The organism is Pseudomonas sp. NPDC086112, from assembly GCF_044746425.1.
In the GTDB taxonomy this organism is placed as follows: domain Bacteria; phylum Pseudomonadota; class Gammaproteobacteria; order Pseudomonadales; family Pseudomonadaceae; genus Aquipseudomonas.
Genome location: NZ_JBIVCD010000003.1, coordinates 204,534 through 218,554 on the forward strand (window position 1 = coordinate 204,534; position 14,021 = coordinate 218,554).

Sequence of the window (14,021 nt, forward strand, 5' to 3'; positions counted from 1 at the left end):
CTCCGTAGGAAATAAGGTAATGGTCGCGAAGAAAATGACAGCGACTAAAGGGAGGAGAGTTTACTGGCAAATGTGCAAAGGAACACGGGTTCGGGGGATGTCGAAGCTTTGGAGAGGAACACGGTCCCTGTAGGAGCGAGGCTTGCCCGCGAAGAACGATGACGCGGTCTAACAGATGCATCGAGTCATCGTTCTTCGCGGGCAAGCCTCGCTCCTACAGGGGATTGGTGTGCCTCGGCAGGAGGCTGCGATCTTTTGATCTATTTCGGATACAACGGCGGCAACCCGGTATCGCCAAGCAGGTCTTGAACCCCTTCGGCCGTCGGGATCGCACGAATCGCGCGCCAGAGATCTTCGCCCTGCCAGTACTGGCCGGTTTCGCTGTACAGCGCGCCGTTCAGGCCGTCCAGTGCATCGGACAGCGGCACAAAACGCGCCGCCATGTCGGCCAGGGTTTCCGGTTGTTGTCGTGCCCAGGCGTCGAGGGCCTGGCGGGTGGCGTGGGAGTCGTTGGCCTGGCAGGCGCGCTTGAGGTCGTCGAGCAGGGTGCGTGGGCTCGGGCCGGTCTGCGCCGCCCGCAGGATCGCCGGTTGCCAGCGGGCGCGCCACCAGAGGCCGAAGCCCAGCAGGGTGGTGCAGGCCAGGATCACGGTGCTGAGTTTCCACCAGAGGGCTTCGTTGTTGGCTCCGGACATCACCTGCGGGCTGCCCGCCGGAGTATCGACGATCAGGCTCGGATTGCTCGCCACTTGCAGCGTGCGGGCCGGCAGGCTGCTGTGTTCCAGATGATCCTCGAAGGTGTTCCACCAGACCACTTCAACGCTGGGCAAGTCAATGTTGCCGGTGCGGGTCGGCACCAGGGCTTCACGGTCCTCACGACTGCCGATCAAGCCACGCTCGTTGCTCTGGTTGCCCAGCACCGGTTGATCCGGGTAGCGCCGCAGGCCGTTGATCTCGGTGGCAGGCAACGGTGGCAGTTGCGAACTGGCGAGGCCTTCGGCGTTCAGGGTCAGGCTGCGGGTCAGCGAGTCGCCGACCTGCAAATGATCCGGTTCCGGGCTCCAGCTTTCGCCGAGGCTCAGGCTGCGGGCCGGCAGCCAGGGAACATCGGCCGGATACGTGTCGGGTTTGGCCTTGACCGTCAGCGGGATCTCGGCGGATTTGACGCGCATCTGCTTGCCCGGTTTCGGCCCTTGAGGTGTTGCGTCTTGGGATGGCCGGGTATCGACCGGCGTGGCACTGAACATCTGCGCCGGAATGGTCAATTCACCGCTGTGCTGCGGGTAGATCGCGTAACGCATTTCGATCACGCCATGGCGCAATCCGTTGATGACTTTTTCGTAGGTGCGCGAGTCGCCCAGCTGTTCGATGCGTGCATCGGGAATCTGCAACGGGGTCAGGCTGCTGTCGTCGTACAGCGACACCGAATGGTAGATGCGCAAGGTCAGGATCGCCTGAGCCTGCACATAGACGCTGTTCTGGTCGAGGCTGGCCTCGATGAACACCGGCGCCAGTGTGTTGCTGCTGTCCTGGGTTTCGCTCTCGATCACCTGCACGGTAATCGGCTGGCTCTGAACGTCGCCCAGTTGCAGCGATGGAATCACCACGCTGCCGTTTTGCCGGGGCATCAGGGTGATGATCCAGCGGGTGGTTGCCTGGGTGTCGCCATTGAGGGTGTTCAGTTGGTTGACCTGGCGGGTGCCGCGCACTTCGAACAGCGGCTCCAGTGGGGTCAGGTCGGGTTTACCGAACTGGGTCACGTCGCTGGTCTCCAGGGTCAGTTCGACCGTCTCGCCGGAATTCAGGCGGCTGCGATCGACGCTGGCGACCAGCTCCGCAGCCTGGGCCTGAACGGTGCAGAGCAACAGGGCGGGCAACAATGCGAGCAAGAAGGCGGTGAAGCGGGTCATCGAGTTTTTTCCTGATCCTGATGTTGTTGCTGTTCGTACCAGAATTTGCGTCTGAGCAATTCGCCGGGGTCATCCGGGATATTGCGCAGCCATTGCTCCAGCGCCTGGCGCTGTTCGCCTTCAATCATGTCGCTGGCCGGGCGTCGCGGTGGCGTGGTGCTTTGCTCATCGCCCAACTCGCTGCCCGGGACTTCATTGGCGCCCGGTTGCGGTGGCGTCGTGGGCGGCTGCCCGGCGTCCGGGGTGGTTTGCTCAGCGTCGGTTTTCGGCTCGCCATTGCTGGGTTGGGTGGCGCTGCCCGGCGGCGGTTCCTGGGTGATGGTTTCGGTTTTGCCATCGGCGGTTTTGTCCGGCTCGACGGGCGGCGCTGAGGTTTTCTGCTTGAGCAGGCTTTCCACCAGTGCCTTGTTGGTCAGGGCCGGGCGCAGATCCGGTTGACGTTCCAGCGCTTGATCGTAAGCATCCAGTGCCGCTTCCAGCTCACCGCTTTTGGCCAGGGCGTTACCCCGATTGTAGTGGGCGTGGGCATCGGTGCCTTGGGTAAACCGCTGGGCGGCGCCACTGTAGTCGCCGGCCTCATAGAGCGCCACGCCTTGCCACTGCGGATCTTCGAAATGCTGCGCGGCCTCGGCCGGGCGTTTTTGTTTGAGCAAATGCAGGCCTTGCTGATCGGGACGCAGCCACAAGTCTTCGAAATCGAAGGCGTAGCTCGGTTGCGGCAGCAGGAACAGCAGCGGCAGGCAGAACAGCCAGCCGCGGCGCCCGGCACAGGCGGCCAGCAATAACAGTGGCAGCAGCAGCCAATAGCCCTGATCGGCCCAGGTGTCGAGGTGCAATGTCTGGCCTTCGTTGCGCAGATCCCGTGGGCCATCGAGAAGGCCAAGGCCGCGCAGGTCGGCATCGTCCAGACGCGCCTGGCGATAACGTCCGCCCAGGCCGTTGGCGAAGGCTTTGAGGCTGGGGCCGTCCAGGCGGGGCACCAGAATGGCGCCCAGGTCATCCTTGAGGAAACTGCCGTCATCCTGCGCGACCGGCGCCCCTTCGGCGGTGCCGATACCGAGCATCAGAAATTGCGTGGACCTGTCGTCCAGCGCCTGACGAATCCCTTGGCGCTCCTGTTCCGTCAGCGACGAACCGATCAGCAGGATCCGACCCTGGCCGAGGGCGCCCTGATCCAGCAGCGCAAGGGCCTTGGCCACCGCCAGATCGGCACGATGACCGGCTTGGGGCATCAGCGACGGCTTGAGTGCATCCACCAGGTTACGGCTGGTCGACAGGTCATCCGACAGCGGTACCAAGGTGTGGGCGCTGCCGGCGTAGACGATGATTGCTGTCTGCGCGTCGCTGCGGTTTTGCAGCAGGTCGAACAGTTTGCGCCGGGCATGTTCCAGCCTGTTCGGCGCACTGTCGGTGGCGAGCATTTCCGGGGTCAGCTCAAGCAACACCACCAGCGGGTCGGCGGGTTTCTGGCTGGTTTGTTCGACGCGCTGCCAGCTCGGCCCCAGCAGGGCCAGCACGGTCAGCACCCAGGCCAGGCCCAGGGCGACCCATGGCAGTTTGCTTTCGCGACCGCTGCCACCGCTGAGCAACGCGGCATGGAAGGCCGGCGGCAGAATCATTTGCCAGCGCCCGGCGCGTTTTTGCCGGTGCCAGAGTTGCCAGAGCAACCAGCCCAGCAACGGCAGCAACAGCAGCCACCAGGGGCGGAACCAGTGCGGCCAGAGCGCAATCATCGGCGCCTCCGCAGACGCAGGCGTTTAAGCCGCTGACGCCAGTCGGGCAGTTGGGTTTGCAGAAACCGCTCTTTGTTAAACAGCTTCTTGGTAAGCAGCCGTTGCAACGGATTGTCCGGCCAGCGCTCGCGGATCACCAGCAGCATGCTCAACAGCAGCGCCATCGCCAAAGGCCAGTGATACAACGCTTGGGCCGGGCGGGCCTGCGTGGGTTGCTGGGTCACCGGTTCCAGTTTGTCGAGGGTGCGCTTGATCGCCTGCAATTCCTCGCCGTCGTGGGCGCGGAAGTACTGGCCGCCGGTGACTTGGGCGATGGCTTTCAAGGCCGGTTCGTCGAGGTCCAGGCTCGGGTTAATGCCCAGGAATCCCAGGGTGCCGCTTTGTTCCGGGTCGGCGCCGATACCGATCGGGTAGATTTTCACCCCTTCGTTGGCCGCCAGTCGGGCGGCGGTCAGCGGGTCGATCTCGCCGCCATTGTTGGCGCCGTCGGTGACCAGAATCAGCACGCGGCTTTGTGCCGGGCGTTGCCGCAGGCGTTTGAGGGCCAGGCCGATGGCATCGCCGATGGCGGTGTTCTTGCCGGCGATACCGATCCGCGCTTCGTCGAGCCACACGCGCACGGTGTGCCGGTCGAAAGTCAATGGCGCTTGAAGGTAGGCCTGACTGCCGAACAGGATCAAGCCGACCCGGTCGCCGTCGCGGCTTTCAAGAAAATCACCGAGCAGATGTTGCACGAGTGTCAGTCGGCTGACGTCTTCGTCCTGCCACTGCATGTCGGGGAAATCCATGGAGCCGGACACGTCCACCGCTACCAGCAAGTCGCGGCCGCTGGCGGCAATCGGCAGGGGCTCGCCGAGCCATTGCGGGCGTGCGGCAGCGATCAGCAATAACAGCCATAGCAGAATGAATGGGGCTTGCTGGCGCCACGCCGGCAGATTCGCCCGGGCGCGGCGGCGAGCGAGGCCTTCCAGTTCGTTGAGGAAGCTGACCTTGAGCGCCGGTTCGCCACTGTCGGCCACCGGCAGCAGCACCCGCATCAGCCAGGGCAGTGGCAGCAGGGCGAAGATCCACGGCCAGGCGAACTCAAACATGTTTGCGAATCCAGGTGTCGACCGCTTGAGTCAGGCCAGCGATGGCCTTGTCGTCGAGTTTGCATTCGGGTTTGTAGGCGCCTTCCACCAGCACCATCCAGCGCGTAAGGCCGGCGGCCGGGCAGCGGTTGTCAAGGAACGCCAGCCACTTGCGCCCGTTAAGGGTGTGGCTCTGGCTGTAGGGGTAATGGTTGCGACACAGGCGTTTGAGCAAGCCATTGAGTTGCTGCAGCCAGGCGCCAGCCGGGGCGCCGTCGTAGGGTTTGGGCATCAGGGCGAGTTCGGCCAAGGCCGCGAGACGCACCGGGTCCAGCGGTTGTTCGGCGCGCACGACAGGACGTTTGTTCACAATGAAACGGCGCAACTGCCACAGGCCGAAACCGATCAATGGCAGCAATAACAGCAGCAGCCACCAGCCTGGTGCCGGTGGCCAGAAGCCGATCGGTGGCGGGGAAATCAGCGGTTGCAGTTGGTCGAGGCTGCTCATCGACTTTTTCCCGGACGCTGCGGGTTCAGGTATTCGCGCAGTTGCTCGACCATTTCGCTCTGGGTGCTCAAAGGCATCAGCAATACCCGCAACTTTTGCGCCAGCAGCTCCCACCGGGCGATGCGCGCTTCAGCCTGTGCGCGATAAGCCTGGCGCAAGTCGAAATTCAACGTGTCGAGTTCCAGCTGTGCGCCCCGTTCCGCAAAGCGTAAAAGCCCGGCAGCGGGCAGGGCGTGATCCAGCGGATCGGACACGGGCAGCAGCAACAGGTCGCAATGGCGTGACAACAGGCTCAACTGTTGCTCGGCACCGTCGGACAAGGCGCGTTCATCGCAGATCACGATCACCAGGCTCCCGGGACGCAACACTTCCCGGGCGCGGCGCAGGGCAATGCCGAAAGCGTCGCGGTCCGGCTCGCGTTCAGTGTGCAGCGACTGATTGACCCGCACCAGTCGGTTGAGCAATTGCAGCAGGCTCTGTTTGCTGCGTCGCGGTTTGATCTCGTAGTGCTCGTCGTCGCCGAACACCAGCCCGCCGACCCGGTCGTTATGGCCCAGCGCGGCCCAGCCAATCAGGCTCGCCGCCTGGGCGGCCAGCACTGATTTGAACATCAGTCCGGAGCCGAAAAACAGCCGGCGGCTCTGTTCGACCATGATGAAAATCGGTCGCTCGCGCTCTTCATGGAACAGCTTGGTGTGAGGCTCCTGGGTCCGGGCGGTGACGCGCCAGTCGATGCTCCGCACGTCATCGCCGGCCTGATACACCCGCACCTGATCGAAGTCCACCCCGCGCCCGCGCAGTTTGGAATGGTGCAGGCCGATCAGCGGGCTGCGCTGGCTCGGCGTGGAAAACAACTGCACTTCGCGCACGCGATGACGCATCTGGATCAGCTCGGAAAGGCTGACACGGATGCCCGGCTCGGGCGGCAGGAGGGCGTTCATCGGGGTCAAGCGACGGCTACGACGTCGAGAATCCGCTGGACCACCCGGTCCTGGTCGATGCCAGCGGCTTCGGCTTCAAAGGAAAGAATGATGCGGTGGCGCAACACATCGAACAGCACCGCCTGAATGTCTTCCGGGCTGACGAAATCGCGACCGGCCAGCCAGGCGTGGGCCCGGGCGCAACGGTCCAGGGCGATGGAGCCGCGCGGACTGGCGCCATAGGCGATCCATTCGGCCATTTCCGGGTCGAACTTGGCGGGGATGCGCGTGGCCATGACCAGTTGCACCAGGTATTCCTCCACGGCGTCGGCCATGTACAACCCGAGGATTTCCTTGCGCGCGGCGAAAATCGCCTGCTGGCTGACCCGGCGCTCGGGTTTGGTTTCGCCGTGCAGCGCTTCACCGCGGGCCTGTTGCAGAATCCGGCGCTCGACGGTGGCATCAGGGAAGCCGATTTTCACGTGCATCAGGAAACGGTCGAGCTGGGCTTCGGGCAGCGGGTAGGTGCCTTCCTGCTCGATGGGGTTTTGCGTGGCCATGACCAGAAACAGCGGCGACAGGTCGTAGGTGCTGCGCCCGACGCTGACCTGGCGTTCGCCCATGGCTTCAAGCAGGGCCGACTGAACCTTGGCCGGGGCACGGTTGATTTCGTCCGCCAACACCAGATTGTGGAAGATCGGGCCTTGCTGGAATACGAAACTGCCGGTTTCCGGGCGATAGATTTCCGTGCCGGTGATGTCGGCTGGCAGCAGGTCGGGGGTGAACTGGATGCGATGGAACTGTGCTTCGATGCCTTCGGCGAGCTCTTTGATGGCTTTGGTCTTGGCCAGCCCCGGGGCGCCCTCGACCAGCATGTGGCCGTCGGCGAGCAAGGCGATGAGCAAGCGCTCGATGAGTTTTTCCTGGCCGAGAATCTGCGTTGAAAGAAAGGTTCGCAGCGCGAGCAGCGCTTCACGATGTTCCATCGATGACTGTTCCTGGAAAGGGTGACCGAAGACGTTCGAATAACGCCAGGGCTGGGGGCGTTACTTTAATCCATCGCGGGGGGCGGCGACTAACGGCATTTTGTGCAAAGTGCGGGAATTGATGGGCAAAATTGTTGGAATTTTGTAGGGGGTGGGTATTGCGGTGTTCTTTTGGACGCCTTCGCGGGCAAGCCTCGCTCCTACAGGAACCGAGGCGCCGCGATATTGTGTCTTACGCAAAACCTGTAGGAGCGAGGCTTGCCCGCGAAGGCACCTGCTCAAACACCATCAGAGCTCACTGATGTAAGTACCAGCCCCCTTGAGGATGTTCTGCAAGGTTTCTTCCACCTCAGCCAGGTCCTGCGCATCGGTGCTGTGCAGGATTTCCAGCGAATCTTCGCCATCGAGCACATCGGCGTCCGCGGCGGCGATTTCGATCAGCAGGCGGTCAGGGCTGAGGGTGACTTTCACTCCGTTGAGGGCCGAAGGCTTGTCGTGGAAGATGATCTCTAGCTCATCCTCGTCCGGAAAGCGGCTCATCAGGAACATTTCGCCCTCGGCGCTGGTGCAGCAGAGCATGGCCAAGTTGTCTTCTTCTTCGTCGCACGGGTTGACGATCAAGAGGTCAGTTGTCATTTGCATGGGGAAAATCCTGGCTCGGCGAGCGTGGTGAACGTTACAAAAAGCAATTCTGCCAGCCCTGGGGAATTTCTGCTCGGCTGAGTGTCAGAAGATGTGTCGTGAACATTCGGGGTGTTGCTGGTCATTTTTGGCACGCAGGTGCCGTAAAACCGGGCATAAAGTGCCCGTTTTGCTACACGGCTGCTAATGTTGTTCGAGGCACCTGCCGCACGCTGCGTACCGTTGACCGAATATGTCGCAGCGCTGCAAGCATGGCCCTTGCCGCAGTCGTTAAGCTGCGCAACGGATGAGCACCCGTAAAGGCATTGCCTGTTGCCTTGGCAGTCGTTTTTGCAGATGCCCATTCTTGGAAGGTGAATGTGACCTGAGTGTCTCGTCCAGCTTCATCCACCTGTCATCCTGTTTCCTCTGCCCGAGAATCAGGAACAGGGTGACGGATTGCCCCGAAAGGGGTTTGCACGCGACGCTTCCATCAATAACAAGCCCAAGCGGAGTACCACAGATGGCGTTCTTCACCGCAGCCAGCAAAGCCGACTTCCAGCACCAACTGCAAGCGGCACTGGCGCAGCACATCAGTGAACAGGCACTGCCACAAGTGGCGCTGTTCGCTGAACAATTCTTCGGCATCATTTCCCTGGACGAGCTGACCCAGCGTCGGTTGTCCGACCTCGCCGGCTGCACCCTTTCTGCGTGGCGCCTGCTTGAGCGCTTCGATCACGCGCATCCGCAAGTGCGCGTCTACAACCCCGATTACGAACGCCACGGCTGGCAGTCGACCCACACCGCGGTCGAAGTGCTGCACCACGACCTGCCATTCCTGGTGGACTCGGTGCGCACCGAGCTGAACCGTCGCGGCTACAGCATTCATACCCTGCAAACCACTGTGCTGAGCGTGCGTCGCGGCAGCAAGGGCGAGCTGCTGGAAATCCTGCCCAAAGGCACCCAGGGCGAAGGCATTCTGCAAGAATCGCTGATGTACCTGGAAATCGACCGTTGCGCCAACACGGCCGAACTGAACGTCCTGACCAAAGAGCTGGAGCAGGTTCTCGGTGAAGTCCGCGTCGCGGTCGCCGATTTCGAACCGATGAAAGCCAAGGTCCAGGAGCTGATCGAAGGCATCGACAACAGCCAATTCATCATCGACGCCGACGAAAAGTCCGAAATCAAGAGCTTCCTGGAATGGCTGGTGGGCAACCACTTCACTTTCCTGGGCTACGAAGAATTCGTGGTGGGCGAGGATCAGAACGGCGGTCACATCGAATATGACCAGAACTCGTTCCTCGGCCTGACCAAACTGCTGCGCGCCGGCCTGACCGTCGACGACCTGCGCATCGAAGACTACGCCGTCAACTACCTGCGCGAACCGACGCCGCTGTCGTTCGCCAAGGCTGCGCACCCAAGCCGTGTCCACCGTCCGGCTTACCCGGATTACGTATCGATCCGCCAGATCGATGCCGATGGCAAGGTCGTCAAGGAATGCCGCTTCATGGGCCTGTACACCTCGTCGGTGTATGGCGAAAGCGTGCGGGTCATTCCTTACATCCGTCGCAAGGTCGAGATCATCGAACAGCGTTCGGGTTTCCAGGCCAAGGCTCACTTGGGCAAGGAACTGGCCCAGGTACTCGAAGTACTGCCCCGCGATGACTTGTTCCAGACCCCGGTGGACGAGCTGTTCACCACCGTGATGTCGATCGTACAGATCCAGGAACGCAACAAGATCCGTGTGTTCCTGCGCAAAGACCCGTACGGCCGTTTCTGCTACTGCCTGGCCTACGTGCCGCGCGACATCTACTCCACCGAAGTGCGGCAGAAGATCCAGCAAGTGCTGATGGATCGCCTGAAAGCCTCGGACTGCGAGTTCTGGACCTTCTTCTCCGAGTCTGTGCTGGCCCGTGTGCAACTGATTCTGCGGGTCGATCCGAAGAACCGTCTGGACATCGACCCGGTTCTGCTGGAAAAAGAAGTGGTACAGGCCTGCCGCAGCTGGCAGGACGACTACGCGAGCCTGGTGGTCGAGAGCTTCGGCGAAGCCCAGGGCACCAACGTGCTGGCCGACTTCCCGAAAGGCTTCCCGGCCGGTTACCGCGAGCGTTTCGCCGCCCACTCGGCTGTGGTCGACATGCAGCACCTGCTGAGCCTGAGCGAAAAAAATCCGCTGGTCATGAGCTTCTATCAGCCGCTGGCCCAGGTCTCCGGTCAGCGCATGCTGCACTGCAAGCTGTATCACGCCGACACCCCGCTGGCGTTGTCCGACGTGTTGCCGATCCTGGAAAACCTCGGCCTGCGCGTGCTGGGTGAGTTCCCGTATCGCCTGCGCCACAACAGCGGCCGCGAATTCTGGATTCACGACTTCGCGTTCACCGCCGCCGAAGGCCTGGAACTCGACATCCAGCAACTCAACGACACCTTGCAGGACGCTTTCGTCCACATCGTGCGTGGCGATGCCGAGAACGATGCCTTCAACCGCCTGGTGCTGACCGCCGGCCTGCCATGGCGCGATGTGGCGCTGCTGCGTGCCTACGCTCGTTACATGAAGCAGATCCGTCTGGGCTTCGACCTGGGTTACATCGCCAGCACCCTGAACAACCACACCGACATCGCTCGCGAGTTGACCCGGTTGTTCAAGACCCGTTTCTACCTGGCGCGCAAGCTTGCCAGCGACGATCTGGAAGACAAGCAGCAACGCCTGGAACACGCGATTCTGGTAGCACTGGACGATGTTCAGGTGCTGAACGAAGACCGCATCCTGCGTCGTTACCTGGACCTGATCAAAGCGACCCTGCGGACCAACTTCTACCAGACCGATGCCCACGGTCAGAACAAGTCCTACTTCAGCTTCAAGTTCAACCCGCACCAGATTCCAGAGCTGCCCAAGCCGGTTCCGAAGTTCGAAATCTTCGTTTACTCGCCTCGCGTCGAAGGTGTGCACCTGCGCTTCGGCAACGTTGCTCGCGGTGGTCTGCGCTGGTCCGACCGTGAAGAAGACTTCCGCACCGAAGTCCTGGGCCTGGTAAAAGCCCAGCAAGTGAAGAACTCGGTCATCGTGCCGGTGGGTGCGAAGGGCGGCTTCCTTCGCGTCGCCTGCCACTGGGCGGCAGCCGTGACGAGATCGCGGCCGAGGGCATCGCCTGCTACCGCATCTTCATCTCGGGCCTGATGGACATCACCGACAACCTGAAAGACGGCGCGCTGGTACCGCCGGCCAACGTCGTGCGTCATGACGACGATGACCCGTACCTGGTAGTGGCGGCAGACAAGGGCACTGCGACCTTCTCCGACATCGCCAACGGCATCGCCATCGACTACGGCTTCTGGCTCGGCGACGCCTTTGCGTCCGGTGGCTCGGCTGGTTACGACCACAAGAAAATGGGCATTACCGCCAAGGGCGCGTGGGTCGGCGTACAACGCCACTTCCGTGAGCGCGGCATCAATGTTCAGGAAGACAGCATCACTGTGGTGGGCGTCGGCGACATGGCCGGTGACGTGTTCGGTAACGGCTTGCTGATGTCCGACAAGCTGCAACTGGTCGCTGCGTTCAACCACTTGCACATCTTCATTGACCCGAACCCGGAGCCTGCCAACAGCTTCGCCGAGCGTCAGCGTCTGTTCGACTTGCCGCGTTCGGCGTGGTCGGACTACGACACCAGCATCATGTCCGAAGGCGGCGGGATCTTCTCGCGCAGCGCGAAAAGCATCGCGATTTCCCCGCAGATGAAAGAGCGCTTCGACATTCAGGCTGACAAGCTGACCCCGACCGAACTGCTCAATGCCTTGCTCAAGGCACCGGTAGACCTGTTGTGGAACGGCGGTATCGGCACCTACGTGAAAGCCAGCACCGAAAGCCACGCCGATGTCGGCGACAAGGCCAACGATGCACTGCGCGTGAACGGCAACGAACTGCGCTGCAAAGTCGTGGGCGAGGGCGGTAACCTCGGTATGACTCAGCTGGGTCGTGTCGAATTCGGCCTCAATGGCGGCGGTTCCAACACCGACTTCATCGACAACGCCGGTGGTGTGGACTGCTCCGACCACGAAGTGAACATCAAGATCCTGCTGAACGAAGTCGTGCACGCCGGTGACATGACCGACAAGCAACGTAACCAGTTGCTGGCGAGCATGACCGACGAAGTCGGCAACCTGGTGCTTGGTAACAACTACAAGCAGACTCAGGCCCTGTCCCTGGCGGCACGTCGTGCCTTCGTGCGGATTGCCGAATACAAACGTCTGATGAACGATCTGGAAGGCCGCGGCAAGCTGGATCGCGCCATCGAGTTCCTGCCGGCTGAAGAAGCGATCAACGAACGCCTCGCGGAAGGTCATGGCCTGACCCGTGCCGAGCTGTCGGTGCTGATCTCCTACAGCAAGATCGACCTCAAGGAAGCGCTGCTCAACTCCTTGGTGCCGGACGACGACTACCTGACCCGCGACATGGAAACCGCTTTCCCACCGACGCTGGTGAGCAAGTTCTCCGCGGCCATGCGCCGTCACCGTCTGAAGCGTGAAATCGTCAGCACCCAGATCGCCAACGATCTGGTGAACCACATGGGCATCACCTTCGTTCAACGACTCAAAGAGTCGACCGGCATGAGCCCGGCGAATGTTGCGGGGGCCTATGTAATAGTTCGGGATATCTTCCACCTCCCGCACTGGTTCCGGCAGATAGAAGCCCTGGATTATCAGGTGTCGGCCGACGTACAACTGGAGCTGATGGACGAGCTGATGCGCCTGGGTCGCCGCGCTACGCGCTGGTTCCTGCGCAGCCGTCGCAACGAGCAGAACGCTGCCCGTGACGTCGCGCACTTCGGTCCGCACCTGGCGGCGTTGGGCCTCAAGCTCGACGAACTGCTGGAAGGCCCGACCCGCGAAGGCTGGCAAACCCGCTACCAGGCTTACGTCGCTGCTGGCGTGCCTGAGTTGCTGGCGCGCATGGTTGCAGGCACCACTCACCTGTACACCTTGCTGCCGATCATCGAAGCTTCGGATGTGACCGGCCAGAACGCAGCTGACGTGGCCAAGGCCTACTTCGCCGTGGGCAGTGCGCTGGACATCACCTGGTACCTGCAACAGATCAGTGCTCTGCCGGTTGAAAACAACTGGCAGGCCCTGGCCCGTGAAGCGTTCCGTGATGACGTCGACTGGCAGCAACGTGCGATCACCATCTCTGTCCTGCAACAGGGCGACGGCACCCAGGACGTGGAAACACGCCTGGCGCTGTGGATGGAAGAGCACGAAGGCATGATCGAACGCTGGCGCGCCATGCTGGTGGAAATCCGTGCCGCCAGCGGCACCGACTACGCCATGTACGCGGTGGCCAACCGCGAACTGCTGGACCTGGCGTTGAGCGGTCAAGCGGTGGTGCCTGCCACTGCGGCTGTCGCTGTCAGCACCGAGCTGGAACCGGCTGCCTGATAAGCGTTGAATGAAAAAGCCCTGTCTCGAAAGAGATGGGGCTTTTTTTTGTCTGAAGGTTTTGTTGTGTCTGGTCGGGCCTCTTCGCGGGCAAGCCTCGCTCCTACAGGTTTTGTGTTGAACGCCGGTTTTGTGGGCACCCGCAATCCCTGTAGGAGCGAGGCTTGCCCGCGAAGAGGCCATCAGCATCGCCTCGGCGATCAGTTCTCCAAAGGAATCAACACTTTCTCATCCGGGGCCAACACCATGAACACCAACAGCTTGGCGGGTTGGGTGGCGCCAATTTTCGGGAAGGTGAGGGGCAATCAAGAACGTTAAGATCAAAAGATCGCAGCCTTCGGCAGCTCACATTGGAATCGCGTACACCCTTGAAACATCGGGCGGACACTATTTCTGTAGGAGCTGCGGAACGCCGCGATCTTTTGATCTTGCTTTTAAACGATTGGAAAGCTGTTGAAGTCGACGGCATTGGCCAGTCGGCTGTCGATCAGGCCGATAAAGCCTTGCACTTCGGGGCAGTTGAAATGCGATTGCATGGCCGCTTCCGATTGCCAGCGGGCGCTGACTGTCCAGCGGGTGTCGTCCTCGGGGCAGCGGTCGACCATATAGGAGTCACAGCCCGGAAGTTCGCGCAGGGTGTCGACAATCTTTTGCAGTTGCTTACCCAGTTCGTCCGAGCGGCCGGCGGCCGCCTGCACCTTTACGGTGGTAATCACTTCGTTGGACATTGCTCACACTCCTGAATCAGGCCGGACGAATCCTGCTCATTGAGGGATAACGCCCAATCAGGATAGGCCTGCACCCCCAGACCGCCAATAGCCAATCACCGGATAAAGCCGCAGA

The 14,021-nt window shown here is 61.7% G+C and carries 8 protein-coding genes and 2 pseudogenes; 1 reads left to right on the plus strand and 9 read right to left on the minus strand.

Annotated features, from left to right (window positions below; translation table 11 throughout):
* Positions 1-260 precede the first annotated feature (260 nt).
* From ACIPLA_RS04110 to ACIPLA_RS04140, 7 genes are all read right to left on the minus strand, one after another.
* A complete protein-coding gene (locus tag ACIPLA_RS04110) occupies positions 261-1,910 on the minus strand; it encodes a BatD family protein (RefSeq protein ID WP_401171686.1) in 1,650 nt (549 codons plus the stop codon).
* Entirely contained in the window at positions 1,907-3,643 is a 1,737-nt protein-coding gene (locus ACIPLA_RS04115) for a tetratricopeptide repeat protein (protein ID WP_401171689.1), read from the minus strand. Before ACIPLA_RS04115 ends, ACIPLA_RS04110 begins: the two co-directional genes overlap by 4 nt.
* Positions 3,640-4,734: a vWA domain-containing protein gene (locus tag ACIPLA_RS04120; RefSeq protein WP_401171692.1), complete on the minus strand. Its 1,095-nt coding sequence runs from the start codon at positions 4,732-4,734 to the stop codon at positions 3,640-3,642. Before ACIPLA_RS04120 ends, ACIPLA_RS04115 begins: the two co-directional genes overlap by 4 nt.
* Positions 4,727-5,221 (minus strand): DUF4381 domain-containing protein, encoded by a 495-nt coding sequence (locus tag ACIPLA_RS04125; RefSeq protein WP_123494331.1) that lies wholly within the window; start codon positions 5,219-5,221, stop codon positions 4,727-4,729. Before ACIPLA_RS04125 ends, ACIPLA_RS04120 begins: the two co-directional genes overlap by 8 nt.
* The gene (locus ACIPLA_RS04130) at positions 5,218-6,162 is read right to left on the minus strand and encodes a DUF58 domain-containing protein (RefSeq protein WP_123494332.1); all 945 of its coding nucleotides are present in this window, start codon (positions 6,160-6,162) and stop codon (positions 5,218-5,220) included. The genes ACIPLA_RS04125 and ACIPLA_RS04130 overlap by 4 nt, the downstream gene beginning before the upstream one ends.
* A 5-nt stretch (positions 6,163-6,167) precedes the next feature.
* Positions 6,168-7,127 carry a MoxR family ATPase gene (locus ACIPLA_RS04135; RefSeq protein WP_008067939.1) on the minus strand — a complete coding sequence of 320 codons (960 nt, stop codon included), beginning with the start codon at positions 7,125-7,127 and terminating at the stop codon, positions 6,168-6,170.
* A gap of 288 nt (positions 7,128-7,415) precedes the next feature.
* Positions 7,416-7,769, minus strand: a complete 354-nt coding sequence (locus ACIPLA_RS04140; RefSeq protein WP_218394697.1) for a hypothetical protein — start codon at positions 7,767-7,769, stop codon at positions 7,416-7,418.
* A gap of 615 nt (positions 7,770-8,384) precedes the next feature.
* On the opposite strand from ACIPLA_RS04140, the pseudogene ACIPLA_RS04145 reads away from it, so the two are divergent.
* A pseudogene (locus ACIPLA_RS04145) lies at positions 8,385-13,178 on the plus strand (NAD-glutamate dehydrogenase domain-containing protein).
* A 200-nt stretch (positions 13,179-13,378) separates the two neighbouring features.
* Here the strand turns inward: ACIPLA_RS04145 and ACIPLA_RS04150 are convergent.
* Positions 13,379-13,456, minus strand: a pseudogene (locus ACIPLA_RS04150) (cupin domain-containing protein); the annotation flags it as partial.
* Between the two features lie 156 nt (positions 13,457-13,612).
* Positions 13,613-13,906, minus strand: coding sequence for a putative quinol monooxygenase (locus ACIPLA_RS04155; protein WP_063343499.1), 294 nt, complete (start codon positions 13,904-13,906; stop codon positions 13,613-13,615).
* Positions 13,907-14,021: the final 115 nt, after the last annotated feature.

Bases quoted from the DNA above. Each gene is read 5' to 3' on its own strand.
- ACIPLA_RS04155 (WP_063343499.1), bottom strand. From the start codon at position 13,906: ATGTCCAACGAAGTGATTACCACCGTAAAGGTGCAGGCGGCCGCCGGC.
- ACIPLA_RS04125 (WP_123494331.1), bottom strand. From the start codon at position 5,221: ATGAGCAGCCTCGACCAACTGCAACCGCTGATTTCCCCGCCACCGATC.
- ACIPLA_RS04115 (WP_401171689.1), bottom strand. From the start codon at position 3,643: ATGATTGCGCTCTGGCCGCACTGGTTCCGCCCCTGGTGGCTGCTGTTG.
- ACIPLA_RS04140 (WP_218394697.1), bottom strand. From the start codon at position 7,769: ATGCAAATGACAACTGACCTCTTGATCGTCAACCCGTGCGACGAAGAA.
- ACIPLA_RS04130 (WP_123494332.1), bottom strand. From the start codon at position 6,162: ATGAACGCCCTCCTGCCGCCCGAGCCGGGCATCCGTGTCAGCCTTTCC.
- ACIPLA_RS04110 (WP_401171686.1), bottom strand. From the start codon at position 1,910: ATGACCCGCTTCACCGCCTTCTTGCTCGCATTGTTGCCCGCCCTGTTG.
- ACIPLA_RS04135 (WP_008067939.1), bottom strand. From the start codon at position 7,127: ATGGAACATCGTGAAGCGCTGCTCGCGCTGCGAACCTTTCTTTCAACG.
- ACIPLA_RS04120 (WP_401171692.1), bottom strand. From the start codon at position 4,734: ATGTTTGAGTTCGCCTGGCCGTGGATCTTCGCCCTGCTGCCACTGCCC.